Consider the following 25,967-nt stretch of genomic DNA (forward strand, 5'->3'; position numbering starts at 1 on the left):
TTTTATTAACTATAGCTTGAATTGTTCACCTAAGTATACTGCCCGAACTTGTTGATTGTTAAGTACCTCATCAGGTGTTCCTTCAGCGATTAAATTACCTTGGCTAACAATGTAAGCTCTTTCACAAACATCAAGGGTTTCACGCACGTTGTGGTCAGTAATTAATACGCCTAAGCCACGGTTTTTCAGTTGTTGAATAATTTTCTTAATATCAATTACTGAAATAGGGTCAACACCGGCAAAAGGTTCATCTAATAATATAAATTTAGGGTTGGCAGCAAGTGCTCTTGCTATTTCGACTCGACGTCTTTCTCCTCCAGAAAGCGCCATACCTTGGCTGTCTCTGATGTGGGTAATGTGAAACTCTTCCAATAAATGCTCAAGTTGTTGAATACGCTCGTCTTGAGTGAGAGATTTACGAGTCTGCAGTACCGCCATAATATTATCGTGAACTGTGAGTTTTCTAAAAATACTGGCTTCTTGAGGCAAGTAACCAATACCTTTGCGTGCTCTCAAGTGCATTGGGTCGTCGGTTAAATCATCGTTATCGATGAGTATTCTGCCGTTGTCACTTTTAACTAAACCAACCACCATGTAAAAAGTGGTGGTTTTACCTGCACCATTTGGCCCAAGTAATCCTACAATTTGACCGGTTTGAACCGTTAAACTGACACTTTTTACTACTTGGCGACTTTTGTAGCTTTTTGCTAAGTTTTCAGCCGTTAAGGTAATTTGTTGGCTCATTGGTTACCTTGTTTTTTTACAGGGATTTGAGGAAGCTTTTGTTTTGGCTTTTCTTCTGTTTGAAAGTTTTCAGGCTGAATAATAGTGATGACTCGGTCTTCACCTTTACCGGTACTTTCTGCCACTAATTCTTGCGCTTCAATATTATAACGAATCACATTACCGGTCACTTGGCTGCCTGATTGATCTAGTTTGGCATTGCCGGTCAGTAATAATCCTGTTGTGGCTAGGTCATAACGAATTTCATTGGCACTTGCTGTACCAATTCTGCCGTCATCCATTTCTTGTGAGAATGTCGCTGGATTACCAATGGCCACTAAAGTTTTAGTTTGGCCATTTTCAGCTGAGAAAGCGCGTAATTCATCAGCATTGATATTAATCGTGCCCTGGGTAATTTTAACGGGGCCATTAAAAATAATTTGGTTGTTTTTGATGTCGGCTCTTTGACTGACGGCAGCAATTTTCAACTCTTGTTGAAGATCACCTTCTTTAGCTGCAACATTGACTGAAAAAAGACTCAGTAAACAGCTAATAACAACAGTACCTTTGAGTAAAGTTGGTAATGTTTTAATGTGGTTCATATGTCCCTTCTACCTGACTAAGTAAGGTAATTTGTTCAGCATTTAAATCTGCAAATAGCCCAACACCTTTAATATCATACCCAATACCTTTTATTTGTACTGGCTCTTGTGACTCACCAATCATGGTATTTAAGTCAAAGGTTACTTTTTGAGTTGCTAAAGATTGTAGCGGCTCTTCTATATCGATGGCATCTATAATGACATCGTTTTCAATGTTAACAATATTTGTTTGTTGGTCCAAAGAAGCGTTTTGCGCGGTAACACGCCACTGAGCCTTGCCGTTTTCTGGGTAGAGTAACAGAATTGGCTGGGTAAACTTAGTGGTGTTGCTGCTAGCGTAATGCTCCATGTACTTAGCGCTAACCTTGCTTTCTATTAAGCCTTGTTCGTTAAACTCTGTGGTGCGCAGATTATTGGCAATATAAGCAGGTCGCTCGATACTTGAATCGATGACCACATGTTGCTGGTTTCGCTTCACTTGCACTTGCCAATACAGCACTAGCGCTAATCCAAAAAAGGCACAAATCGCGACAGTGATGCGGCTCATATACTCATTCCATGAGCTTGTTCAAATTTGTTTTGGCTGAGTAACAGCAAGTCTGTTAATTCGCGTAATGCGCCATGCCCACCACTAATGGTGGTGGTCATATGACAGTGTTGCTTCACATAGGGGTGGCCGTCCGCCACGCATACCGCTAGGCCAACAACTTTCATTACCGGTAAATCAACCATGTCATCGCCAATGTAAGCGACTTCTTCTGCGCTGACGTTATACTTCTTCATTAATGATTCGAACGGGACAAACTTATCATCAATGCCTTGATAAATATCTTTAACCCCTAGCGCGCTCATGCGGTTTTGAACAATTTGAGATTGTCTGCCGGTAATGACCGCAACGTTAAAACCACTGGTCAGTAGTGAACGCACCCCATAACCGTCACGGGTATGAAAGGCTTTGGTTTCTTCACCAGCGTTACTTAAATAAATACGCCCATCAGAAAACACCCCATCTACATCGCAAATCAGCAATTTAATTTTTTGAGCGCGTTGCCAAATATCGTCGCTTACAGGGCCATAAAACCCTTGGTGAGTCGTTGATGATGTCATTTAAATTACCCCAGCTTTGACCATATCTAGCATGTTTAACGCACCAATAGGTTGGTTCGCTGAATTGACAATGAGAAGTCCATTGATGTTTTTTGTTTCCATTACCTGTAATGCTTCGGCAGCCAGAATATTCGTCGAACAAGTCACACAATGTTTGGTCATGACTTGCGAAATTGCCGTAGTACGAAGGTTGACTTCAGCATCAATTACTCGACGTAAATCACCGTCGGTAAAAACTCCGACAAGTGACTGATGGTCATCGACTACCGCAGTCATTCCAAGGCCTTTGTTTGAAATTTCATATAAGGCTTCTGTTATAGAGATATCCTGCTTAACTACCGGTAAGTCAGCGCCTTGGTGCATAATGTCATCGACTTTAAGCAGCAGTTTTCGGCCTAATGAGCCCCCGGGATGTGATAGGGCAAAATCATCTTTGGTAAAGCCTCTAGCTTGTAATAAGGCAACGGCTAAGGCATCTCCCATGACTAAAGTTGCTGTGGTACTTGATGTTGGAGCAAGTCCTAATGGACAGGCTTCTTCAGGTACTTCAATGCATAAATGAATTTGAGCAAATTTTGCCATGTTTGATTCCGGCTTGCCGGTCACCGCAATGACGGGAATTCCCATGCGTTTAATCACTGGAAATAGCGTTAAAATTTCACTCGATTCACCCGAATTAGAGATGGCCAGAATGACATCATTTTCAGCTAAGGCGCCTAAGTCGCCATGACTTGCCTCACCTGGGTGAACAAAAAAGGCTGGCGTGCCTGTACTGGCTAATGTTGCTGAAATTTTATTGCCAATATGGCCTGATTTTCCCATGCCCATGACAATCACTTTGCCTTTGCATTGAATTATCAGTTCACATGCCTGCTCAAACTCAGCTGAATCAACAAATTGATAAAGGTGATCTAATGCTGATTTCTCAATATCAATGACGTTTCGTCCCCATTGACGAAATTGCGTTTCACTTGCCATTTTTATCTCTCTTAAAAAACCTTTAAGCCCCATCTAAGTTGCACTAAAAATCATGTATTGGTACGCAATAAAGGTCAGTAATAATAATACACCGTGCCAGCGTGTGAGCTGCTTCTTTGCGCCACTGGATAACACTAACACGACTAAAGCGGCACTGGTGCCCAGTACCATGTAAAAGTCTCGGCTTATCGCTGTTGCATCCACCGCGCCAGGAGACAATAACCCTGGAATAGCCAGTACAGCGAGAATATTAAATAGGTTTGACCCAACAATGTTACCTATTGCTAAGTCATCTTCTTTTTTTAGCATGCCAGCGATGCAGGCAGCTAATTCTGGTAGGCTGGTACCGACAGCAATAATCGTTAATCCAATCACTAAGTCAGAAAGGCCGTAAATCTTGGCGATACCGACTGCGCCATCTACCATCCAACCCGCTGATAACGGGAGTAAAACCATACCAATAATTATCCATATAATAGCACGGATTGTGGGAACATCCTTTGGTATCTCGCTGTCAACTTCATCTATTAGCGCATCGGGTTCTTTATTCGACATCGCTTGGTAGATAAACCCCATCATGATGACTAAAAAGGCAACAACTAAGATCACGCCTTCAATGACCGTCAGCATTCCATCTTGAATTAAATAGCCCGCTAAAACGGTGGCCGCGAGCATTAAAGGAATTTCTCTTTTTAGGGTTTTTGAACTGACACTAATGGCACCAAACAGCGCGGTTATCCCTAAAATGAGCGTAATATTAGCCACATTAGAACCCAGCACATTACCAATAGCGGTATCATTCATGCCTTCAAGTGATGCGGTTGCAGCGACAAACATTTCAGGTGCTGAGCTTCCCATTGCAACAATTGTTAACCCAATTAACATGGGCGGTAGCCCAAGGTTACGTGCAAAAGCAGATGCGCCGTAGACAAACTTATCGGCACTAAAAACCAAAACAGCTAACCCTACACATAACAATAAAATATTAACTAACATGACATCCCTTGATGATTCAAAACCTGCGTATTTTCGCTGTATTTTATCTAAATTGAAAGTAAGAATAACGACCAATCTGTCTGTTTATACAACTTTAATAAGAACGATTAAAATTAATTTGATTTTATAAAAGGGTATTTTTAATGTAAGCCAGTTGTTAGCTGGGTAACATTGGCGTAAAATTTAATCTTCATTTATTAGCCAGGATGGCGACTATCTCTTCTATTACTTCGTCAGAGACACCGACTGTGTTGCAAAATCCACTTGTAGAAATTAATCACTTGGGCTTTAACCGAGGTGATAAAGTCATTTATGAAGATATTTCTTTGGTCATCCCCAAAGGCAAAGTGACCGCGATTATGGGGCCGAGTGGCATCGGTAAAACCACACTATTAAAGTTGATAGGGGCACAGTTAACGCCCAATAGTGGGACGGTGTTATTTGATGGCGTTGATATGCACCAATTATCACGCACTGAACTTTATCAAGTGCGCAAGCGTATGAGTATGCTGTTTCAAAGTGGCGCATTATTTACCGACATGAATGTCTATGACAATGTGGCATTTGCTCTACGAGAGCACACTGATTTATCTGAAGATATTATTCGTTCAATTGTATTAATGAAGTTGCAAGCGGTGGGTTTGCGCGGCGCGGCTTCACTGATGCCGGATGAGTTATCGGGTGGGATGCAACGAAGAGCTGCACTTGCAAGGGCTATCGCACTAGAGCCTGAAATGGTGTTGTATGATGAACCGTTTGCAGGCCAAGACCCTATTTCAATGGGGATGCTCGTTAAGTTAATTCGCGAATTATCAAATGCTTTGAAGCTCACCTCTGTAGTGGTTTCTCATGATGTGAAAGAAGTACTGGGAATTGCTGATTATGTGTATGTTATCGCAGAAAAAAAGGTTATTGCTCATGGTACACCTGAACAATTAAAACAGTCTGACAACCCGCAACTCATTCAGTTTATTCAGGGCGCACCAGATGGACCTGTGCCTTTTCATTATCCCGCAAAAAATTATCAACAGGAGTTGTTGAGTGAACCCGATTAATTTTATTGCTGCTGTTGGACGCTATGCTATTGCGTTAGTTTACAGCTTTGGTAAAGCTGGATTGATGCTTTGGGGCGCCCTGGCACATTTGCCTAACCCGACTAAAACATTGCCTTTAGTAGTGAAGCAACTTTATGTTCTTGGCGTACGCTCGATGGTGATCATTTTAGTCTCAGGACTATTTATCGGCATGGTATTGGCCTTACAAGGCTATACTATTTTAGTCGACTTTGGCACAGAGGACAGTTTAGGCCCCATGGTGGCTTTGAGTTTGTTAAGGGAGTTAGGCCCCGTAGTGACAGCACTGTTGTTTGCTGGACGAGCAGGGTCTGCCTTGACGGCAGAAATCGGCTTAATGAAATCAACTGAACAATTATCAAGTTTAGAAATGATGGCCATTGACCCGCTAAAGCAGATTATTGCGCCACGCTTTTGGGCGGGGGTGATCAGCATGCCTTTGCTGGCATTAATGTTTAGTTTAGTCGGTATTTTTGGTGGACATTTAGTTGGGGTGGAGTGGAAAGGTATCGATAGTGGTGCATTTTGGTCAATTTTGCAGGCCTCTATCGAGTGGCGACAAGACATTGTTAATTGCTTAATAAAGAGTACCGTTTTTGGTGTGGTGGTGACATGGATTGCACTTTACAGAGGATATGTGGTTCAACCTAATCCGGAAGGTATCAGCAGGGCAACAACCTCAACCGTTGTGCAAGCCAGTTTAGCGGTATTGGCCTTGGATTTTTTACTGACAGCAGTCATGTTCGGAAATTAATATTTTATTCATTTAACAATTTAAGTGGTTTAAGCGTATGTTGACACGGAAGATAGAGTTACTTGTTGGGCTATTCTTATTATCAGGGATAATGGCTTTTTGTGTTTTGGTGTTTAATGTTGCCAATGTCAAAGTCGATACCAGCGACAGCCATTATACTCTGGTGGCAGAGTTTAATAACATTGGCGGCTTAAAGGTTAGAGCGCCGGTAAAAGTAGGCGGCGTGGTTGTTGGCCGAGTTGCCGATATTACTTTAGATGACAGGAAGTTGGTGCCTATTGTGACCCTGAAAATGGATAAACGCTATGATCAATTTCCTGAAACAAGCAGTATGTCTATTCTTACCTCTGGGTTATTAGGGGAACAGTTTATTGGGTTAACGCCTGGTTTTATGGATGATGACATTGCCATGTTAGGCGAAGGGGACAAAGTATTCGATACTCGTGGAGCGTTGATTTTAGAAGATCTTATCGGACAATTACTGTACAGCATGTCTTCAAAAGACAAATAGGAGCGGATAGATGAAAACATGGTTAGTGGGAATGATTAGCGCAGTTACTGTATTTTTTAGCGCTACAATTTGGTCTGCAGAAGTGGATGAAACCGACCCTTTCAAATTAGTTGAGCAGGTGGCTAACCAAACATTTGATCGTTTTAAAAAAGATAAAGCCATTATCGATGAAGATTTGAGTTACTTAAAAGTGATTGTAGCGGAAGAGTTGATGCCTCATGTGGATTATAAATATGCGGCTTATAAGGTAATGGGACAATATTTACGCGAAACAACGGAAGATCAGCGCCTACGTTTTGTAGAAGCGTTTAAAGGATATCTTATTGCTACGTATGCGCAGGCACTGACAGAATATACCGATCAAAAGGTTTCATTTTCTCCTGCAACTGACTTTAGCCAAGAAAAAATGGTTGATGTGAGTGTGAATATTATTGAGCAAGGTCGTCCACCGATTAAAATTCAATTTAAGGCTCGACGATTAAAAGATAATACGTGGAAAGCGTTCGATTTAGTGGCTGAAGGAGTCAGTTTATTGGCCTCAAAACAATCTGAAATTTCAAATTTAATTCGCCAACAAGGTATTGAGTCAGTGATCACTATGTTGAATGATAAAACGCAACAAAAAATTCAAAAAGAGGTTAAAGCAGCGTGATTAAGTTTGAACAACAAGGTAACACTTGTTTGTTACAAGGTCGTTTAACGCAAGATGAGGTCACACAATTGTGGCCAAATCGACATCAACTGTTTACTGAATCGACTCAAGTGTTAGACTTGTCCGCCTTAAATTATGTAGATAGTGCTGGCATCGCGATGTTATTGGCCTTAAAAAAGGGCCTAGCTAAACAGAAAAGTGCTTCAAATGAAGTCAATTCGCGCCTATTAGTTAATCCGAGCACTCAATTAACAAGCATGATTGAGTTATATGATTTAGATGCTTTTTTTACTGAAAACTCTTCAGTATTTGATTAATTTCCCCTAACGGCTAATTTTAGCGGTTGTAATAAAGGTAAAAATTCATGGACTGCAAAGTTATTGAACAAATTCTAGCTGATGCATTATCACTCACTGAAGTACACGTCACTTCAGATGGAAGCCATTATAAAGTAGTTGCAGTAGGTGACTGCTTTGAAGACATGAGCCGTGTTAAACAGCAACAAGCCATTTACGGTCCTTTGGCTGAACAAATTGCCAGTGGCGAGCTTCATGCTTTAACTATCAAGACATTTACGCCGACTCAATGGAAGCGTGAAAAACTTTTCAATATGTAATTTAGAGATTCACGTGGATAAATTAACCATAAAAGCTAGCCAGCCACTAACCGGCAGTGTTGTTATTTCAGGTGCTAAAAATGCGGCTCTGCCAATTTTAATGGCGGGTGTTTTAGCTGAATCTGACTTCTTGTTATCAAATGTACCTAATCTTCGTGATGTCACGACGAGTTGCAAGCTATTACGCTGTTTAGGCGCAGACGTTGACGAATTAGGGGAGGGTAAAGTACGTATATCAACCACTAATTTGAATAATTTTTGTGCCCCTTATGATTTAGTTAAAACCATGCGGGCATCAATATTGATTTTAGGCCCGTTACTTGCCCGTTATGGTAAAGCTGATGTATCACTTCCTGGCGGATGTGCTATTGGTGCAAGACCGGTCAATTTGCACCTTCATGGCCTTGAGCTAATGGGTGCCAAGATTGAAGTAAAAGAAGGCTATATTAAAGCGCATGTTGATGGCCGCTTAAAAGGTGCACATATCTTTATGGATATGGTCAGCGTTGGTGCGACTGAAAACTTGTTGATGGCCGCGGCTCTTGCTGATGGCACTACGGTTATTGAAAATGCCGCTCGTGAACCTGAAGTGTCAGATTTGGCAAACTGCTTAGTCGCTATGGGCGCAAAAATAACCGGTATTGGCTCTGACACCTTAAAGATTGAAGGGGTCGAGCGTTTAAATGGCTGTGAGTATAGTGTCATGCCTGACCGAATTGAAACGGGGTCATTTTTAGTGGCCGCCGCAGTCACTCGTGGTCATATTCGTTGTGAAGCGGCTGACCCAAGCTCCCTTGAAGCGGTATTATCAAAGCTTGAAGATGCTGGCGCAACAATCAATACCGGTAAAGACTGGATTGAGCTAAACATGCACGGCAAACGTGCCAAAGCGGTTAATATCAAAACCGCACCGTATCCGGCTTTCCCTACCGATATGCAAGCACAGTTTTGTGTACTTAACGCATTAGCTGAAGGTACTGGCAGAGTGACCGAAACGATTTTTGAAAATCGCTTTATGCACGTGCCAGAGTTAAGCCGTATGGGTGCTAAAATGGCACTTGAAGGTAATACTTGTATTATTGAGGGAATCGAATCTCTTAATGGTGCGCAAGTTATGGCTACTGACCTTCGTGCTTCAGCGAGTTTGGTTATTGCAGGTTTAATGGCTGAAGGCTTAACAGTTGTTGACCGCATATACCATTTAGACCGTGGTTATGAGCATATTGAAGCTAAGTTTAAAGGCTTAGGTGGCGAAGTGATTCGAGTTTCATAATCAATTGTTTTAATTGCTAATAAAAGAGCCATCACAATGTGATGGCTTTTTTGTTACTGCTCAAATGAGTTCTTTTCAACTATGGTCACTGGCACAGCGACTTTCTTGCCTTGACGTATCACCGTAAGGGTTACATCTGTTCCAGGTGGGGTTTCGGCAATTTTATCCATTAGTAATTCAACTCCTGGAATTTCATCGCCTTCAAATGAAACAATCACGTCTCTGGGTTGTAAATCGGCTTTAGCGGCTGGACCACTAGGGTCAATACCGGTTACCCATACTCCTTTTAAACTGGGTAAATTTAAAATTTGTGCCACAACAGGCGTCAGTGGTTCGCCCGAAATACCTAATGCCCCACGAATCACTCTGCCATCAGTAATGAGTTTGTTCATAATGCTATGTGCGAGCTTGATAGGAATAGCAAAACTGATACCGTTGCCACTATTATCTCCACCGACTTTAAAAGCCGCTGTATTAATACCAATTAAGTCACCACTGGTATCAATTAATGCACCACCAGAGTTTCCGGCATTAATTGCTGCATCGGTTTGTAAAAAATCTAAATAACCCGAGCTTAATCCACTGCGACCAGTGGCACTAATAATGCCTTGGGTAATTGTTTGACCAAGGTTATATGGGTTACCAATGGCTAAGACAACATCTCCAACTAAAGCAGGCGCGGTTAAATTGATCGGCACAACGGGTAAATTGTCACCATCAATTTTCAATACAGCAAGATCCGTTTCTGGGTCGCTGCCGACAACTTCCGAAGTAAATCGGCGGCCATCTTGTAAAGCGATAACAATTTCATCAGCGCGTTTTATCACGTGGTAGTTGGTTAATATGTAACCTTGTTCACTCATTATGACACCAGAACCTAACCCTTGAAGAGAGCTAGAATTGAGCGGTGAGCGTTGATCAATACTCAAACTATAAATATTAGCGACAGCAGGTGCAGCACGTCTTACCGCCTTGGCAAACGAAAGTTCATTGCTGATATTTAAATGTTTAGCGCCATTTTGAAAAAAAGGGGAGTTGCTAGACGTCGCTAATAAAAAAACAGCGGCCATGATCAGACCAAATAAAATGGCTTTGGTTAAATAAATGCCAGTATCTTTTAAGTTCATAGTCTGATGGATGTTGAAATTGGAACGCTGATAGTAGCATATCAAAAAAAATTAAGCATCGCGGTTTAAAGCCACGATGCTTAATTTAACGAGTACTTACATTATCTTAGTTAAACTCATTAGAGGTTATCTGAGAATCAAGTAGCTTAGATTGTTGTCTCTTAATATTTTCAGTGCAGCAGAACCTTTCGAATCTTCCAGTAAATCTTTAAGTTGTTTAAGATTTTTGACGTTGGTACGGTTAAGTCCAACAATGACATCGCCTTTTTGCAACCCTGACATCGCCGCTGGTGAGCCTTGAGTGATGTCTGTGATTTCAATACCCTTGCTGGTATTGTTTAAGGTTGCACCTTGCAACATTGGGTGTAAAGCGCCTGCCGAAGCTTGAATTGTGTCAGCTTCACCCAATGTGGCTTTAACTGTTTCGTTATCTCCATCTCTGATCAAGCCAAACTTAACTTTGACTCCAGCGCCCATGGTGGCCACTTTTGCACGAAGCTCTTGGAAAGATTTAATTTTACGGTCATTCACGCTAATAATAATATCGCCTGCTTTTATGCCCGCTTTATCAGCCGCACTATCTGGCACGACTTCATTGACAAACGCCCCGTGTTGGGTTTCTAAGCCAAATGCTTTCGCTAGCTCTTTGTCTAAATCACGGCCGGAAACCCCTAAAACGCCACGTCTTACTTCACCATGCTCAATAATTTGATTGACTAAGTTGTTGACCATGTTGGCAGGAATAGCAAAACCGATACCGACATTACCGCCATTGGGAGCGACAATGGCGGTGTTAATGCCAATAAGCTCACCATTTAAATTAACTAATGCGCCACCAGAATTACCACTATTAATAGAGGCGTCTGTTTGAATGAAATTCTCAAGCATTTCGATGCCTAAGCCACTACGGCCTAGAGCACTAACAATACCTGATGTTACCGTTTGTCCAAGCCCAAAAGGGTTACCAATGGCGACGGCAAAATCACCCACTCTTATTTCATCTGAATCGGTTTGTTTAATTGCTGTGAGGTTTTTAGCTTCAATCTGCAGTAAGGCAATATCAGACTCTTTGTCTGCACCAATAAGTTTAGCTTCAATTTCACGTCCATCACTTAAACCAATCTGGATGTTATCAGCACCATTAATGACATGGTTATTGGTGACAATGTAACCTTCATCAGCATCAATAATGACCCCTGAACCTAGCCCCCTAAAAGGTCTTTCTTGAACTTGTTCACGTGGTGCATTTGGGCCAAAAAAGTAACGGAATACATCTGGCACTTGTTGTTTAGATACCTGAGTACCTGAAACCGCAACAGAGACGACAGCTGGCGTTGTTCGTTCAAGCATTGGAGCTAAGCTAGGTAAGGCTTGTCCGTCGACTGTTTGAGGTATCGCCGCATGAGAAACGGCTGGCATCATTGTTAATGAAGCGGTTAATAGCGCTGCTGAAAGTAAACTAAGTTTGGTTTTCATTAATAGGGCTCCTTAGGCATTCAAGCGATAATGAAAATATGTGGCTTAGATGCATGAATTCAAAATTAAATATCGTTAATACTATTGTTAATAAAGATAAATCAGTTGCTTGAAGAATTTGTTGGATTAATTTTTTATTAATTGTTGTGGTGATTATTCAGATATAGCGATAATGAAATAGTTCATAAACTATTAACAAAGGTTAATTTAATCGCTTTTAACGGTTACTTCACGTGCAACATTAATGATAAAATGTTGGCCAACTTTTCGTTGTAGTGAGCTTTATTTGTGACCCAATTAACCCCATGGCAGCATTATCAACAAGATCTTTTACGCGAAGATTTTTCTCATGATCCAGCACAAGAGCAAGCAGTAAAGTCTTTACAACGTGTTTACGACGAACTTATAAATGCAGCTGTACCTGTATCAAGTATGGCAAAGGTTCTGTCGCTGTTTGGTAAAAATAACGCTAAAAGTGTCCAAGGGTTATATTTATGGGGCGGTGTCGGTAGAGGTAAAACCTATTTAATGGACACCTTTTACGATGCTTTACCGGACGATAAAAAGCTGAGAGCGCATTTTCATCGCTTTATGCATCAATTACATCATGACTTAGATGAATTAAAAGGTGTACAAGATCCACTTTTAGTTATCGCTAAAAATATGGCTGACCAATATAAGGTCATTTGTTTTGATGAATTTTTTGTCTCAGATATCACCGATGCAATGTTGCTTGGCACCCTCTTTCAAGCCCTATTTAAAGAAGGAGTCGCATTGGTTGCTACCTCTAATATTATTCCCGATGACCTCTATAAAAACGGCTTACAACGCGCTAGGTTTTTACCTGCTATCGCATTAATTAACCAACACTGCGAAATATTAAATGTCGACTCAGGCATTGATTATCGTCTTAGAACATTGGAACAGGCAGAAATTTTTCACTATCCGTTAGATGAGCAAGCTGATAAAAATCTACTAACTTACTTTAACCAACTTGCACCTGAATCTGATGTTAACAGAGAAGCGATTGAAATCGATGGTCGCTCAATTGACATTAGACAGCAGTCTCAGGGCGTACTGCTGGCAAACTTTAGGGATTTGTGCGATGGCCCAAGATCACAACGCGATTATATGGAAATCGCCCGCATTTATCATACCGTGTTACTGAGTGGGCTTGAGCAAATGGGCGAACAGTTAACGGGTGATGATATTGCCAGACGCTTTTTAGCGATGGTTGATGAATTTTACGAGCGTAATGTGAAGTTAATTATTTCTTCTGAAGTTGCCCTTGAAGATATTTATACCGAAGGGTTATTAACTTTCGAGTTCCGTCGATGTCGCTCTAGGCTCATTGAAATGCAATCTCATGATTATTTAGCATTGGAACATTTACCTTAAATGAGTCTTTTGCAGTAAATGATTCATGGCGAACATCAAAAAAATTGCCGATAAAACGATCAAAATATTTGCAGCTTTTTATAAAAAGCAGGTGATTTTTAAAACTTGTTTGCGTATAATCCGCCACCTGCCCTCGTTACTCCGCCGAATTGGGCGGAAGTTTTAAGCCAATATTCATGCTCGAAGGGGCAAGAATCGGTTCATTTTGTGTTATTTACATAATGTGAATAGCATGTGAGACAGAATTTTAAACATTGGGTTTTTGCAAAAAATGAAGACTACATTTACTGCTACACCAGAAACAGTCACTCGTGACTGGTTCGTCGTTGATGCCGAAGGTAAGACTTTAGGTCGTATCGCTACTGAAATTGCTACCCGTTTACGTGGTAAGCATAAGCCAGAGTATACTCCTCATGTTGACACTGGTGACTACATCATCGTGATTAACGCTGAGAAAGTTACTGTTACTGGTAACAAAGCTGCGGGCAAAATTTATTACTCGCATACCGGTTTCATCGGTGGCATTAAGCAGATTTCTTTTGAGAAGCTGCAAGCTCATAAGCCTGAGATGATTATCGAGAAAGCTGTTAAGGGTATGTTGCCAAAAGGTCCATTAGGACGTGCTATGTTCCGTAAACTTAAAGTTTACGCTGGCGCTGAGCATAACCATGCCGCACAACAACCACAAGTTCTTGATATCTAATACGGGAGTAAGCTAATGTCTGCAACTCAGTACTACGGCACTGGCCGTCGTAAAACATCAACTGCTCGCGTATTCGCTAAAGCAGGTAGTGGTCAAATCGTTGTTAACCAACGTCCACTAGATGTATATTTTGGTCGTGAAACTGCTCGTATGGTTGTTCGTCAACCTTTAGAGTTAGTTGAAATGACTGACAAACTTGACATCTATGTAACTGTTAAAGGCGGTGGTATCACTGGCCAAGCAGGTGCAATTCGTCACGGTATTACTCGTGCATTAATGCAGTTAGACGAAGCATTACGTCCTTCTTTACGCAGCGCTGGTTTTGTTACCCGTGATGCTCGTAAAGTTGAGCGTAAGAAAGTTGGTCTACGTAAAGCACGTCGTAAGCCACAATTCTCAAAACGTTAATTCGTTTTTGGAAGACAAAAAAACCCAGCTTATGCTGGGTTTTTTATTGCTTATTATTTGCTATGTTTTTTTGCTGTTATTGTTTGGCGACTAAGTGAGTATTTTAAACATTTAACTAAGGGTCATGAGTAGATTAATTGAGGCTTTTAATTATTTTTACCGATAAAAATATCGAATTTTAATTGAGGAAAAAGAATGACTACGCAAGTTTTTATCATGGCTTTAGCATTGGTTTTGATTGTTGAAGGCTTAGGTCCGTTACTTGCTCCACAAAAATGGAAAAAATATTTATTGGAGCTTTCAAGCCAAAATCAAAATGTTCTCAGACGTTTAGGTGGATCTTTAGTCACTGCAGGGATTGTTTTGTTGATTATTTTTCAATAAAAAACTTGCCTATAACCCCCTAAAATCTGTTAAAATTCCACTTTATACCACAACCTTGCAGCAAATAATGGGCAAAAATGTAGTCGTACTCGGCACTCAATGGGGTGACGAAGGCAAAGGTAAGATTGTCGACCTTTTAACAGAACAGGCAAAATACGTAGTTCGTTACCAAGGTGGCCATAATGCCGGTCATACCTTAGTGATTGATGGTGATAAAACCGTACTTCATTTAATTCCGTCTGGAATTTTACGTGATAACGTAAAATGCCTAATCGGTAATGGTGTTGTATTGGCTCCTGACGCATTGATGAAAGAAATCAAAATGCTTAAAGAGCGCGGTATCCCTGTCGAAGAACGCTTATTGATCTCAGAAGCATGTCCGCTAATTCTTCCTTTCCATTGTGCATTAGACATTGCTCGCGAAAAAGCGCGTGGCAATAAAGCTATTGGTACAACGGGTCGCGGAATTGGTCCTGCATACGAAGATAAAATCTCTCGTCGCGGTTTACGTGTTGGTGACTTATTCAATGCAGAGCTTTTTGCGTCTAAATTGAAAGAAGTGATGAAGTACCACAACTTCATGCTAACCGAATACTACCAAGCAGAAGCGGTTGACTATCAACAAACTCTTGATGATGCATTGGCGATTGCTGATTACCTCAAGAGCATGTGTGTTGACGTGACTGAGCTATTAGATACTGCTCGTAAAGCAGGTGAGCCAATTCTATTTGAAGGCGCTCAAGGTACATTATTGGATATCGACCACGGTACATATCCTTTTGTTACCTCTTCTAATACTACAGCAGGTGGCGTAGCAACTGGCTCTGGTTTTGGTCCTCGTCATATTGATTATGTATTAGGTATCATGAAAGCTTACACCACTCGTGTAGGTGCGGGTCCTTTCCCAACTGAATTAGCTAATGAACTTGGCGATTATATTGGTGAAAAAGGTCAAGAGTTTGGTGCTACTACTGGTCGTAAACGTCGTCCAGGTTGGTTAGATGCAGTGGCTATGCGCCGTGCAGTTCAAATCAACAGTGTCAGCGGATTCTGTTTAACTAAACTAGACGTATTAGATGGTCTAGAAGAAGTTAAAATCTGTGTAGGTTACGAATACCCTGATGGTTCAGTATCTAAGGTAACTCCTTTAGCCGCAGAAGGTTATGAGGAAGTGACACCTATTTACGAATCTATGCCTGGTTGGAAAGAAAACACTTTCGGCGCCACGTCAATTGAACAGCTACCCGCTGCAGCAATTAACTACATTAAGCGCATTGAAGAGTTGTTAGAAACCCCAGTTGATATTATCTCTACCGGTCCAGACCGAAATGAGACCATGATTTTAGTTAATCCATTTAACTAATCTCAATATCAAAAAGGCCGCGTTTAGCGGCCTTTTTAATAAGTAGAGTTTTCAGTGACGTGTTAAGAGCTATAGAATAATCCTTAGCTGCCGATAAATGGAGTATCAACATCGGTTATTGGGAATGGTTATGTTTAAGTTTTTATTACTGCTAAGTATCATATTCTTTCAAGGTCTATCTGCTCAAAGCGTAAAAGCTGAATCTGCAGCGTTTGATATTTATAGTGATGAACAATTAATTAATCTTATTCGTAATGATCAGTATCTTAAACGGGTAAAGTTAGATGAATGCCAATTAGTTCAAGATATTGAAGCAAGAGCCGAAGTATTACAGCAGCCTCTTTATCAGTTTTTGTGGGGTGAGATGCTCGCTCATGGCGTGTGTGTTAAAGCGCATCCTGCCAGAGGTGTAGCGATGTTACAAACTGCTGCCGAACAAGGCAGTGCAGAAGCCATGCTTAAATTAGCCGATTACTATTACCGCGGAAAATATGTGGTAAAAAATCCGCACCGCTCGGTGCAATACACTTTACCGGCGGCAGCGCAAGGTAATGTTGATGCTCGGCTAATGCTAGTTAAACTTTTTGCAGAAGGTTATGGTAGTCCAAATGATTACGAAATGGGCTATCATTGGCTGTACAATAGTATTTTTGATGACGAAAAAAAGCAGCGTGAAGCAACGTCATTATTACAACAACTTGCTGCCCAAATGCCCACCAGTATTGTTGAACGGGCACAGCAGCAACAACTTTATATACAATAAGGCATAAATAGAGATGCCTTTGATTTGGAAATTGAATGATCAACGATCCTCATTTAGAGAGAGAGCAAGAAAAGTACGACAATCCCATTCCTAGTCGTGAGTATATTTTAGAATACTTGCGCTCCCAAAAGTCACCTGTTACTCGTGAAAAAATAGCCCAAGCGCTCAATATAACTGATGAAGAGCCATTAGAAGCCTTACGCCGTCGTTTGCGTGCAATGGAAAGAGATGGTCAGTTAGTGTTTACTCGCGGTCAAAGTTATGGTTTACCTGAGAGAATGGACTTATTGTCTGGCACAATTATTGGGCATCGCGATGGATTCGGCTTTTTAAAGCTTGATGAAGGCGGTGACGATTTATTTATTAATAATCGTGACATGCTGATGTATTTTCATGGTGATAAAGTGCTTGCGCAAAAAGCGGGTACTGATCGCCGTGGCCGCCGTGAAGCTAGAATTGTACGTTTAGTGCAAGAACGCAGTGCGGCTTTAGTGGGCCGGTATCATGTTGATGGTGGTATGGCATTTGTTATTGCCGATGACCGCAGAATTAACCAAGAAATACTGATAGCTAAAGAAGACAAAAATGGCGCAAGAGCGGGCGACGTTGTAGTAGTAGAGCTTATTCGACGTCCTGGTCGGTTTATTAAAGCAGCGGGTAAAGTCACTGAGGTACTGGGTAAAACCATGGCTCCGGGTATGGAAATTGAAATTGCTTTGCGCAATTACGACTTACCACACACTTGGTCGCCAGTTATTGAAAAGAAATTAAAACGCATTCCAGATGAAGTGCCTGAAGCTGATAAGCAAGGGCGGGTCGACTTACGTCATCTACCGTTAGTGACTATTGATGGTGAAGATGCCCGTGATTTTGATGATGCAGTTTATGCTGAAACTAAACCCAGCGGTGGTTGGCGTTTATGGGTAGCCATTGCAGATGTCAGTCATTATGTTCGTACCGATTCCGCGTTAGATACTGAAGCTCGCGCAAGGGGTAACTCTGTTTACTTCCCGTCGCAAGTGATCCCAATGTTGCCTGAAAAGATCTCTAATGGATTATGTTCTCTTAATCCAAAGGTTGATCGTTTATGTATGGTGGCTGAAATGACTATTGCCGCTAGTGGGAAATTGTCTGGCTATAAATTTTATCCAGCGGTGATGCATTCACATGCACGTTTCACTTATACCCAAGTGGCAGACATGCTTGAAGGTGGTGCAGTACTGCCTGAACATGAAGCATTGTTACCTCACTTAACGTGTTTACAGTCACTGTATTTAACCCTTGATAGTAAAAGAGCTGAACGAGGCGCGATTGCGTTTGAAACTCTTGAAACACAGTTCATTTTTAACGAGCAGCGTAAAATTGACAAAATTGTCCCTAGAGGTCGTAATCAAGCTCATAAGATCATTGAAGAATGCATGATTTTAGCTAATGTTGCCTCGGCTAAGTTTGTTAAAAAGCATAAAGGTGAAGTGTTATATCGCGTGCACGAAGCACCATCTGAGCAAAAGCTAACTAACTTCAAAGAGTTTTTATCAGAACGTGGTTTATCAATGGAAGGCGGCTTAGAGCCAACTCCTGCAGATTATCAGAATTTGATGCTGAAAATTGCTGACAGGCCTGATAGCGAGCTGATTCAAGTGATGTTATTACGCTCGATGCGTCAAGCCATATACACTCCAGATAATGAAGGCCACTTTGGTTTAGCTCTTGAAGAGTATTCTCATTTTACGTCACCGATTAGGCGTTATCCTGATCTTATTTTACATCGGGTGATTAAGTATCTTTTGGCTAATCAAAATGGCGATGTCAAAGAGAAATGGACCCAAGATGGTGGTTTCAGTTATACCCTTGATGAATTAGATGTATTAGGCGAAGAATGTTCTACCACTGAACGTCGAGCTGATGAAGCAACACGTGATGTAAGTGATTGGCTAAAGTGCGAATACATGCAAGATCATGTGGGTGATGATTTCGAAGCCGTTATTGCTTCAGTGACAAACTTCGGTTTGTTTGTTCGCTTAAATGATTTATTTATTGATGGTTTGGTACATATCTCCAGCTTAGCCAGTGATTATTATCAATTTGACCCAATGCGTCAGCGTTTAGTGGGCGAGAATACTAAGCAAACTTATCAAGTCGGTGATGCGGTGAGTGTTAAAGTTGCTGCGGTGAATTTAGATGATCGCCAAATTGATTTGGTGATGCTAACTGATAATAACAAAGGCAAAGGCAAGCGCCGTAACAGTAACAAGCCGTTGACGGCACGTGAAAGAGTTAACTTAGAAGGCGCCAAACACGCTAAATCAGATCAACCTAAAGCCGGTGGTCGACGTAAAAAAGTGACCGATGATAAACCACAAGAGGCTGATAAACGTAAAAAATCAGCAACTAAAAAGTCATCAGTTAAAAAGCCTAAAGTAAAGAAAACTGGTCCTAAGAAGACTCGTTCTAGTCAATCTGGTGTAAGTAAAACAACCGCTAAACGCAGTAAGAGTAAATAGTTAAATGAAAAAACAAGAAATCATTTTTGGTATCCACGCGGTTGAAGCGTTGTTACAAAACAGTCCAGAACGTGTCATTGAACTGTGGTTATTACAAGGCCGTGATGATGAACGGTTAGCGCCATTAGTCGCTGCGGCTCAAGCGGTAGGAATTAAGTCACAGCGTTCAGCGCGTAAAGTGTTAGATGAAAAAGCGGATAGCTCGCAACACCAAGGCGTTGTTGCCAGAGTAAAAGCCGCTAAAGTGCTGACTGAAAATGACCTAGACAGTTTAATGGTTAAGCTAGAAAGCCAGCAAAAAAAGCCATTCTTGCTGATATTAGATGGGGTAACCGACCCACATAACTTAGGTGCGTGTTTACGTAATGCGGATGCCGCAGGGGTACATGGCGTTATCGTGCCAAAAGATAACTCTGTAGGCTTAACTTCTGTGGTCAGTAAAGTTGCTTGTGGTGCAGCTGAAGTAGTGCCTTTATTTCAGGTCACTAACTTGGCGCGTACTATGCGTTATATTCAAGAAAAAGGTGTATGGATTGTGGGTACTGCAGGTGAAGCAGACAGCAATGTATATCAAGCTGATTTAAAGGACGCCTTGGCCATTGCGATGGGTGCTGAAGGTAAAGGTTTACGCCGACTCACCCGTGAGAGCTGCGACTCGTTAATTTCTATCCCTATGGCAGGTACAGTTTCAAGTTTGAACGTTTCTGTAGCAACAGGTATTTGTTTATTTGAAGCGGTACGTCAGCGTCTAGGCTAGTTTTTTAGGCAGGATAGACAGCATAAAAAAGCGAACAGTAATATGTTCGCTTTTTTTATTGATTTTTTTTAGTGCAAGTTAGTCAGCTAAACGCTTTTCTAATTCGTTCACCTGAGCTTGTAATGCTTCTAATTTCTCGCGTGTTTTTAATAAAACGTGTTGCTGAACTTCAAATTCTTCACGAGACACTACATCAAGCTTCATTAGTTGGCTTTGTAAAATATGCTTGCTGCGTTCTTCAAACTCCGCGGCAAATTGTTTTACGCCACTCGGTAGGTTATCACTTAATTGTTTGGCGACTTCTTCAATCTTTTTAGGGTTAATCATCAGTTTTGTTCCTACGCAAATATTAATGCCATTGTAGCGTAGGCGTCAGCTTGCAGCAAAATATCCATTGAAAATTATTAACTCTAGCCAGTTTTCATCTGCTATGATCCGCCTTCGTCTATATAGGTAGGAATGCAATTAATTATGAAACTCAACCCCGGACAAAATGATGCTGTACATTATGTCTCAGGCCCTTGCTTGGTGTTAGCTGGCGCGGGCAGTGGTAAAACCCGGGTGATTATCAATAAAATTGCTTACCTTGTTGAAAAATGTGGCTACAAAGCCCGTAATATTGCGGCGGTGACATTTACCAATAAAGCGGCTCGTGAAATGAAAGAGCGTGTGGCGCAATCTATGGGGCGCAAAGAGGCACGTGGGTTGTGGATTTCTACTTTCCATACCTTGGGGCTCGAAATCATTAAGCGTGAGCATAAGGTGCTAGGTCTTAAAGCGGGTTTTTCGTTATTTGATGATCAGGACACTTTCGCCTTATTAAAAGAATTAACTCAAGATGAGCTAGATGAAGATAAAGATCTGATTAAAGCGCTAGCCTCTGCTATTTCTAATTGGAAGGGCGGGCTAGTTATACCTCAGCAAGCCCGCAAACTGGCTAAAGACGAACAAAGCCAGTTATTTGCCATGCTTTATCAACGTTATGCTCAGCACATGAAAGCCTATAATGCGCTAGACTTTGATGATCTGATTTTGCTTCCAACCTTATTATTACGCATGAATGAAGAGGTGCGTACCCGCTGGCAAACTCGTATTCAATATTTGCTTGTTGATGAATATCAAGATACCAATACCAGCCAATATGAGTTAGTTAAACTGTTAGTGGGTGAACGTGCTCGATTTACCGTGGTAGGTGATGATGACCAGTCAATCTACTCTTGGCGCGGAGCTAAACCGCAAAACTTGGTGTTATTAGGTACAGACTTCCCCAAATTAAAATTAATTAAATTGGAGCAAAATTATCGCTCAAGCCAAAGAATATTACACGCTGCCAATATTCTTATTGCCAATAACCCTCATGTTTATGATAAGTCATTATTTAGTGAGCTGGCTTATGGTGAGCCATTAAGAGTGCTGATTGCGGCTAATGAAGAACAGGAAGCTGAGAGGGTCGTCGCTGAAATTATTCGCCACAAATTTGTCGGGCGATCTAAGTTTGGTGATTACGCTATTTTGTATCGAGGTAACCATCAGTCAAGGTTATTAGAGCGGGCCTTAATGACCAACCGTATTCCTTATAAATTAAGCGGTGGTACCTCATTTTTTGCCCGCGCTGAAATTAAAGACATTATGGCGTACTTAAGATTAGTGGTTAATCCTGATGACGATAATGCCTTTTTACGGGTGGTGAATTTACCTAAACGAGGAATAGGGCCTGCAACCTTAGAGCGTTTAGGCAACTTTGCCAATCGTAAGCATATTTCAATGTTTGAAGCTATTTTTGACGTAGAGCTGAATCATGAATTGGCACCTGCTGCGGTTAAATCGTTATATCAATTTGGCCAGTTTATTGTTGATACGGGTGAAATGGCCACTCGTGGTGAACCTGTTGATGCGCTGAAAAAGCTGATCAGAAGTATCAATTATGAAGACTACTTATACGAAAATAGTACCAGTGCCAAAGCTGCAGAAATGCGGATGAAGAATATTTCTGAGCTTTATCGTTGGGTCACTGAAATGCTTGAAGGTGATGAGTTAGACGAGCCAATGACCTTACCAGAAGTGGTAACACGGCTAACATTGCGCGACATGATGGAGCGCAATAATGAAGATGAAGGTGGTGATCAGGTTCAGCTAATGACCTTACACGCATCAAAAGGTTTAGAGTTTCCATTTGTGTTTATGGTAGGCGTGGAAGAACGCATTTTGCCGCACCAATCAAGTATTGATGAAGATAATGTTGAGGAAGAGCGCCGCCTTGCTTATGTGGGGATCACCCGAGCACAGCGAGAGTTATGGTTTATGATATGCCGCGAGCGACGTCAATTTGGTGAAACCATGCGCTGTGAGCCAAGTCGTTTCCTGCTTGAGCTGCCGCAAGATGATTTGATTTGGGAAAACCGTAAACCAGTACAAACTGAACAACAAAGAGTTGAGTCAGGTAAGGCTAATATTGCTAATTTACGGGACTTATTTAAAAAGTAACAGACTAAAAGCTTAAGCACTCAGGGGAGACACTGTTTGAAGCTTTTTTTCTATGGCGCGCCCTTGCCCTATTTGATAACCCAGCGCGGTAAATTGATTTAATTGCTGCAATGTATCAATACCCGTCGCGACAATTTGGATATCTAACGCTTCAACAGATAATCGATATGCTTGAACCAATTTAAGCTGGGTTTCACTTAACATATGCTTACTGATTTCAGTATCGAGTTTTATGGTACTCAAGGGTAAATAGCTTAAGCTACTTAATGAGCTGTAGCCCGTACCGTAGTTATCAATGCCAATTTTAGCCCCCAGCTGCTCAATAATTTCAAAAGCATTTAAATGGTTTTCAATATCTTTCACGAGTGAATTCTCGTTAAAAAATATCGTCAATTTACTCAGGTCGATTACGCTGGTTTTTAAGGTGTTTTTTAATCCTCGAAGGGCATGCTTATGGTTCACATGTTGACTTGAAATAGTCATATAAAGTCGCGTAGCAACGCCATATTTTTGCTTAAGTTGTTGATAGTCTTTGGTAAGTGATTTAAAAATATAATCTTCAAAAATCAACGATAATTGATTATTAAAGGCCAATTGATTGAGCTTTTTGTGATCCCAACTCCCATGTTGTTCAGTATGCCACGATGCTTGAGGCTCAATGGCAATGATAGTGTTGGTGGCTAAATCAAAAATAGGCCGGTAGTGGATGGCAATATGTTGATTTTTAATTGCTAATTTAAATTGCTTGTCTAAATCACTTTGCTGTTCTGACTGATAGCCTATTTGTGAGTCAAAAATCACATAACAGCCTTTACCTTTTGATTTAGCTTGGTACATGGCTCTGTCAGCATTGCGTAAAATAGACTCGCTGGTATCGTATTTATTATTGTTACTAAAAGCGACACCGATACTTGCCCCCGACTTGAACTCTTGATTGGCTAAAATAAAAGGTTGGCTGAGCTGATGTAAAATACGCTCGCACACTTCAATCGCATCGGTTGTGCCATGAATTGAATCTAGCAGAATAATAAACTCGTCGCCGCCCATTCTGGCTATGGTGTCATTGTCTCTAATACAACTTTTTAAGCGTTTAGCGGTTTCAATTAAAAAACGGTCACCCTCTAAGTGGCCAAAGGTATCATTGATGACTTTAAAACGGTCTAAATCAATAAACAGCAGGGCAAACTGATCTAAGCCATGTCTTCTAACATGCTTTAACGCTTGCGATAAACGCTCCATGAGGTAATTACGATTGGGTAAGCCAGTTAATCCATCATGCTGTGCATCATGTACTAATTGAGCCTCAATTTTACGGCGTTGATTGACTTCCGCTTGCAAATTGATATTTACCTGAGCAAGTGCTTGAGTTCTTGTGTTAACTTTTTCTTCTAGTAATTCGTGACTACGTTTGAGAGACTCCGCGGCATTTTTCCGCTCAATGGCGTTGGCAATATGTTGTGAAACAAAAGTCAGTAGGTCAAGGTCGCGCCTTTGGTATATCTGTTGATCGTTTAAACTATAAATAGTCAGTGCGCCAACAACTTCTCCATTAATAAATAGCGGAATACCAATCCACTGATGCATTTTTTGAGTTTTATTTAACTCTGGTGATTGGGTATAAATTTCTCGTTGTTTGACTAATAGTGCAATATCATCAGCACTAAATAATTTAGGCTTTTTGTGTTTGATAATGTATTCCGTTAACCCATCTTTCATTAAACGGCTTTCAGGATATTTTTTGGCCATTTGAGAAACGTAGAAAGGGAAAAATAACGTGTTATTCTTTTCAATCAGAGAAATAAAGCAGTTATCAGCAGGGATTAATTGGCTAATAACTTGGTGTATTCGAGTGTAAAAATCACGTTGTTGGATGTTTAGCGATGATATTTCGGTAATTTGAAATAATGATTTTTGAAGTTTTTCCGCTTTTACTCGTTCATGTACCTCAGCTTTAAGGCTGTTATAGGCAAAGCTGAGTTCTCGAGTACGTTCTTCAATGGCGATTTCAAGTTGTTCATTGTGTAATAGCCTTTCCATTACTCCAGAAATGTGATGACAAATGAACCCCATTAACTCTAGCTCTAAATCACCATAGTTAATTTGTTCGTTATAACTTTGCACCACTAAAACACCATTGACAGTGCCTTTACTTTTAATCGGCACGCCTAACCATTGATGACAAGGTGAGCCTAAACCTTCAATTTCACCTTGCTCGATTAATTGGTCAAAGCCTTCATTGCTACACAGAAATGGCTCGCCTTTTCTAAGAACGTAACCGGTAATACCTCGACTTAAAATTTCAGATATCTCTTCGTCAGGATATAATTCTGTTGGGTGAGAGTCTTTTTCATCTGCAAAAAATGGCAGACTGATCATTCCGGTTACAGGATCTTGTGACGCAATAAAAAAATTATCAGCAGGAATTAATTGTTGTAAGTGGAGATGAACCCCTTTGTAAAAATCGTCAAGAGAAGTCGCTTTGGTGGCGATATTAGAAATTTCTAGCAGGGTATTTTGGATTATTTCAGCGCGCTTGTATTTTGCCGCTAGACGTTTAAGTCGGCTAATTCTTCGTTGAAGTAATTGAATGTTTTTGGGCAAATTGGGACAATTATTATCCTTATCCATAGTTTTAATGTGCTATCCCATTTATAACAATAACAAATCCCTAGTTAGACACATATATTTAACATAAATGCAGATGTGATCCAAGTAATAAAATGTATCGTAAAACTGTTTGCAATGTGTGCGGATTAGTCAAAACTTAATCACTCAGTTAAAAAAAGTAAATCAGGGCTAGACGTAGAGGTAATTTATCCCTACTATATGCGTCGCTAACCAAGGCGAGCGCCCATAGCTCAGCTGGATAGAGCGTACCCCTCCGGAGGGTAAGGCCGAAGGTTCGAATCCTTCTGGGCGCACCATTCGGTATTATGCTCTGAAAATTTGGTTAGTAGATTGAAATCAGTGGTGATTGTAGCTCAGTTGGTAGAGTCCCGGATTGTGATTCCGGTTGTCGTGGGTTCGAGCCCCATCAGTCACCCCATTCAATCTAGTGTTTTGATTATGACACAAAGCAATTTTCGGTGATTAGCGCAGCCCAGTAGCGCATCACGGCTCTTTGAAAGAGTGGAGCAGAGGGTTAACCCTCGTATCAATAAGCTCAAAATACTAGGACAGATTTTCGGTGATTAGCGCAGCCCGGTAGCGCATCACGGCTCTTTGAAAGAGTGGAGCAGAGGGTTAACCCTCGTATCAATAAGCTCAAAATACTAGGACAGATTTTCGGTGATTAGCGCAGCCCGGTAGCGCATC

Annotated in this window: 26 protein-coding genes and 2 tRNA genes; 18 read left to right on the forward strand and 10 right to left on the reverse strand. The window is 41.1% G+C overall.

Translation table 11 applies throughout. The features are described 5' to 3' along the window. Positions 1 to 9: 9 nt before the first annotated feature. The 6 genes from lptB to L2672_RS13870 are packed head-to-tail and all read right to left on the reverse strand — an operon-like array spanning position 10 to position 4,406. Positions 10 to 744 carry an LPS export ABC transporter ATP-binding protein gene (gene lptB, locus L2672_RS13845; RefSeq protein WP_248996430.1) on the reverse strand — a complete coding sequence of 245 codons (735 nt, stop codon included), beginning with the start codon at positions 742 to 744 and terminating at the stop codon, positions 10 to 12. Then, entirely contained in the window at positions 741 to 1,325 is a 585-nt protein-coding gene (gene lptA, locus L2672_RS13850; protein ID WP_248996431.1) for a lipopolysaccharide transport periplasmic protein LptA, read from the reverse strand. The genes lptB and lptA overlap by 4 nt, the downstream gene beginning before the upstream one ends. Further along, entirely contained in the window at positions 1,312 to 1,872 is a 561-nt protein-coding gene (gene lptC, locus L2672_RS13855) for an LPS export ABC transporter periplasmic protein LptC (RefSeq protein ID WP_248996432.1), read from the reverse strand. Before lptC ends, lptA begins: the two co-directional genes overlap by 14 nt. Beyond that, on the reverse strand, positions 1,869 to 2,432 hold the full coding sequence (gene kdsC, locus L2672_RS13860) for a 3-deoxy-manno-octulosonate-8-phosphatase KdsC (protein WP_248996433.1): 564 nt from the start codon (positions 2,430 to 2,432) through the stop codon (positions 1,869 to 1,871). The genes lptC and kdsC overlap by 4 nt, the downstream gene beginning before the upstream one ends. After that, on the reverse strand, positions 2,433 to 3,410 hold the full coding sequence (locus tag L2672_RS13865; protein ID WP_248996434.1) for a KpsF/GutQ family sugar-phosphate isomerase: 978 nt from the start codon (positions 3,408 to 3,410) through the stop codon (positions 2,433 to 2,435). Positions 3,411 to 3,443: 33 nt separating this feature from the next. Next, a complete protein-coding gene (locus tag L2672_RS13870) occupies positions 3,444 to 4,406 on the reverse strand; it encodes a calcium/sodium antiporter (RefSeq protein WP_248996435.1) in 963 nt (320 codons plus the stop codon). A 248-nt stretch (positions 4,407 to 4,654) separates the two neighbouring features. Between L2672_RS13870 and L2672_RS13875 the strand changes: the two genes are divergently transcribed. From L2672_RS13875 to murA, 7 genes are read left to right on the forward strand one after another with little or no spacing between them, the layout of a single operon-like run. After that, positions 4,655 to 5,461, forward strand: a complete 807-nt coding sequence (locus tag L2672_RS13875) for an ATP-binding cassette domain-containing protein (protein ID WP_248996436.1) — start codon at positions 4,655 to 4,657, stop codon at positions 5,459 to 5,461. Beyond that, the gene (gene mlaE / locus L2672_RS13880; RefSeq protein WP_248996437.1) at positions 5,448 to 6,233 is read left to right on the forward strand and encodes a lipid asymmetry maintenance ABC transporter permease subunit MlaE; all 786 of its coding nucleotides are present in this window, start codon (positions 5,448 to 5,450) and stop codon (positions 6,231 to 6,233) included. The genes L2672_RS13875 and mlaE overlap by 14 nt, the downstream gene beginning before the upstream one ends. A gap of 37 nt (positions 6,234 to 6,270) precedes the next feature. Then, positions 6,271 to 6,744, forward strand: coding sequence for an outer membrane lipid asymmetry maintenance protein MlaD (gene mlaD, locus L2672_RS13885; RefSeq protein ID WP_248996438.1), 474 nt, complete (start codon positions 6,271 to 6,273; stop codon positions 6,742 to 6,744). A 10-nt stretch (positions 6,745 to 6,754) separates the two neighbouring features. Then, positions 6,755 to 7,396, forward strand: coding sequence for an MlaC/ttg2D family ABC transporter substrate-binding protein (locus L2672_RS13890; RefSeq protein ID WP_420833166.1), 642 nt, complete (start codon positions 6,755 to 6,757; stop codon positions 7,394 to 7,396). Beyond that, positions 7,393 to 7,713, forward strand: coding sequence for an STAS domain-containing protein (locus L2672_RS13895; protein WP_248996439.1), 321 nt, complete (start codon positions 7,393 to 7,395; stop codon positions 7,711 to 7,713). Before L2672_RS13890 ends, L2672_RS13895 begins: the two co-directional genes overlap by 4 nt. A gap of 47 nt (positions 7,714 to 7,760) precedes the next feature. Then, on the forward strand, positions 7,761 to 8,012 hold the full coding sequence (locus L2672_RS13900) for a BolA family protein (RefSeq protein WP_248996440.1): 252 nt from the start codon (positions 7,761 to 7,763) through the stop codon (positions 8,010 to 8,012). Between the two features lie 13 nt (positions 8,013 to 8,025). Further along, positions 8,026 to 9,285 carry a UDP-N-acetylglucosamine 1-carboxyvinyltransferase gene (murA, locus tag L2672_RS13905; RefSeq protein ID WP_248996441.1) on the forward strand — a complete coding sequence of 420 codons (1,260 nt, stop codon included), beginning with the start codon at positions 8,026 to 8,028 and terminating at the stop codon, positions 9,283 to 9,285. 53 nt (positions 9,286 to 9,338) lie between these two features. On the opposite strand, the gene degS is transcribed toward murA, so the two are convergent. Continuing rightward, on the reverse strand, positions 9,339 to 10,412 hold the full coding sequence (gene degS / locus L2672_RS13910; protein ID WP_248996442.1) for an outer membrane-stress sensor serine endopeptidase DegS: 1,074 nt from the start codon (positions 10,410 to 10,412) through the stop codon (positions 9,339 to 9,341). A 126-nt stretch (positions 10,413 to 10,538) separates the two neighbouring features. Beyond that, positions 10,539 to 11,888 carry a Do family serine endopeptidase DegQ gene (gene degQ, locus L2672_RS13915; RefSeq protein ID WP_248996443.1) on the reverse strand — a complete coding sequence of 450 codons (1,350 nt, stop codon included), beginning with the start codon at positions 11,886 to 11,888 and terminating at the stop codon, positions 10,539 to 10,541. A gap of 288 nt (positions 11,889 to 12,176) precedes the next feature. Between degQ and zapE the strand changes: the two genes are divergently transcribed. The 8 genes from zapE to rlmB all read left to right on the forward strand — a co-directional run bounded on the left by zapE (position 12,177) and on the right by rlmB (position 20,168). Further along, complete coding sequence (gene zapE / locus L2672_RS13920) at positions 12,177 to 13,286, forward strand: cell division protein ZapE (protein WP_248996444.1); 1,110 nt, start codon at positions 12,177 to 12,179, stop codon at positions 13,284 to 13,286. 271 nt (positions 13,287 to 13,557) lie between these two features. Beyond that, positions 13,558 to 13,989 carry a 50S ribosomal protein L13 gene (gene rplM / locus L2672_RS13925; protein ID WP_248996445.1) on the forward strand — a complete coding sequence of 144 codons (432 nt, stop codon included), beginning with the start codon at positions 13,558 to 13,560 and terminating at the stop codon, positions 13,987 to 13,989. Between the two features lie 15 nt (positions 13,990 to 14,004). Beyond that, complete coding sequence (rpsI, locus tag L2672_RS13930; RefSeq protein ID WP_248996446.1) at positions 14,005 to 14,397, forward strand: 30S ribosomal protein S9; 393 nt, start codon at positions 14,005 to 14,007, stop codon at positions 14,395 to 14,397. Positions 14,398 to 14,592: 195 nt separating this feature from the next. Then, positions 14,593 to 14,781: a DUF2065 domain-containing protein gene (locus tag L2672_RS13935; protein ID WP_248996447.1), complete on the forward strand. Its 189-nt coding sequence runs from the start codon at positions 14,593 to 14,595 to the stop codon at positions 14,779 to 14,781. A 67-nt stretch (positions 14,782 to 14,848) separates the two neighbouring features. Further along, complete coding sequence (locus L2672_RS13940; protein WP_248996448.1) at positions 14,849 to 16,144, forward strand: adenylosuccinate synthase; 1,296 nt, start codon at positions 14,849 to 14,851, stop codon at positions 16,142 to 16,144. 124 nt (positions 16,145 to 16,268) lie between these two features. After that, positions 16,269 to 16,907, forward strand: a complete 639-nt coding sequence (locus tag L2672_RS13945; RefSeq protein ID WP_248996459.1) for a tetratricopeptide repeat protein — start codon at positions 16,269 to 16,271, stop codon at positions 16,905 to 16,907. Between the two features lie 35 nt (positions 16,908 to 16,942). After that, positions 16,943 to 19,411, forward strand: a complete 2,469-nt coding sequence (gene rnr / locus L2672_RS13950) for a ribonuclease R (RefSeq protein ID WP_248996449.1) — start codon at positions 16,943 to 16,945, stop codon at positions 19,409 to 19,411. A gap of 4 nt (positions 19,412 to 19,415) precedes the next feature. Further along, positions 19,416 to 20,168, forward strand: a complete 753-nt coding sequence (rlmB, locus tag L2672_RS13955; RefSeq protein WP_248996450.1) for a 23S rRNA (guanosine(2251)-2'-O)-methyltransferase RlmB — start codon at positions 19,416 to 19,418, stop codon at positions 20,166 to 20,168. A gap of 78 nt (positions 20,169 to 20,246) precedes the next feature. On the opposite strand, the gene ubiK is transcribed toward rlmB, so the two are convergent. Beyond that, entirely contained in the window at positions 20,247 to 20,495 is a 249-nt protein-coding gene (ubiK, locus tag L2672_RS13960) for a ubiquinone biosynthesis accessory factor UbiK (protein ID WP_248996451.1), read from the reverse strand. A gap of 144 nt (positions 20,496 to 20,639) precedes the next feature. On the opposite strand from ubiK, the gene rep reads away from it, so the two are divergent. After that, on the forward strand, positions 20,640 to 22,652 hold the full coding sequence (gene rep / locus L2672_RS13965; protein ID WP_248996452.1) for a DNA helicase Rep: 2,013 nt from the start codon (positions 20,640 to 20,642) through the stop codon (positions 22,650 to 22,652). A gap of 12 nt (positions 22,653 to 22,664) precedes the next feature. On the opposite strand, the gene L2672_RS13970 is transcribed toward rep, so the two are convergent. Next, a complete protein-coding gene (locus L2672_RS13970; RefSeq protein WP_248996453.1) occupies positions 22,665 to 25,280 on the reverse strand; it encodes a sensor domain-containing phosphodiesterase in 2,616 nt (871 codons plus the stop codon). 219 nt (positions 25,281 to 25,499) lie between these two features. Here L2672_RS13970 and L2672_RS13975 point away from each other — a divergent pair. Beyond that, a tRNA-Arg gene (locus L2672_RS13975) sits at positions 25,500 to 25,576 on the forward strand. Positions 25,577 to 25,622: 46 nt separating this feature from the next. After that, positions 25,623 to 25,698: transfer RNA gene (locus tag L2672_RS13980), tRNA-His, on the forward strand. The last annotated feature ends 269 nt before the right edge of the window (positions 25,699 to 25,967 follow it).

It is taken from the genome of Shewanella gaetbuli, assembly GCF_023284065.1.
GTDB lineage: Bacteria > Pseudomonadota > Gammaproteobacteria > Enterobacterales > Shewanellaceae > Shewanella > Shewanella gaetbuli.